The sequence below is a fragment of the Xanthobacter autotrophicus genome (assembly GCF_029991245.1).
Taxonomy (GTDB): domain Bacteria; phylum Pseudomonadota; class Alphaproteobacteria; order Rhizobiales; family Xanthobacteraceae; genus Xanthobacter; species Xanthobacter autotrophicus_C.
On the sequence record NZ_JAIVFO010000414.1, the window covers coordinates 1 to 413 of the forward strand.

Below are 413 nucleotides of genomic sequence, written 5' to 3' on the forward strand. Positions count from 1 at the left end.
GTGCCGGACGACGCCGCAGAGGGAGGCACGGTCACCGTGCTGACCGCGGTGGTCCCGGCCACGCTCGACCCCACCCGTGCCTACTACACGGACTCGACCGCGATCATGAACCTGGTCACCCGGGCCCTGACGCAGTACGTCTACGACCCCGAGTCCAACGACATGGTGCTGGCTCCCGACATGGCGACCGACCTCGGTCAGCCCAACGAGGACAACACCGAGTGGACCTTCACGCTGCGTGACGGCCTCAAGTACGAGGACGGCACCGACGTCAAGGCCGAGGACATCGCCTACGCGATCTCGCGGTCCTTCGCGATCGAGGCGCTGCCCGACGGCCCGACCTACCCGCTGCAGTTCTTCAAGGACGGTGACACCTACAAGGGCCCGTACACGGACAAGACCCCCTACAAGGG

At 66.6% G+C, this 413-nt stretch carries 1 protein-coding gene; it reads left to right on the plus strand.

Annotation, left to right across the window (positions count from 1 at the left end; translation table 11 throughout):
- Nucleotides 1-36 precede the first annotated feature (36 nt).
- A partial coding sequence (locus K9U41_RS23470) for an ABC transporter substrate-binding protein (protein WP_282643232.1) occupies nt 37-413 on the plus strand: 377 nt, incomplete at its 3' end.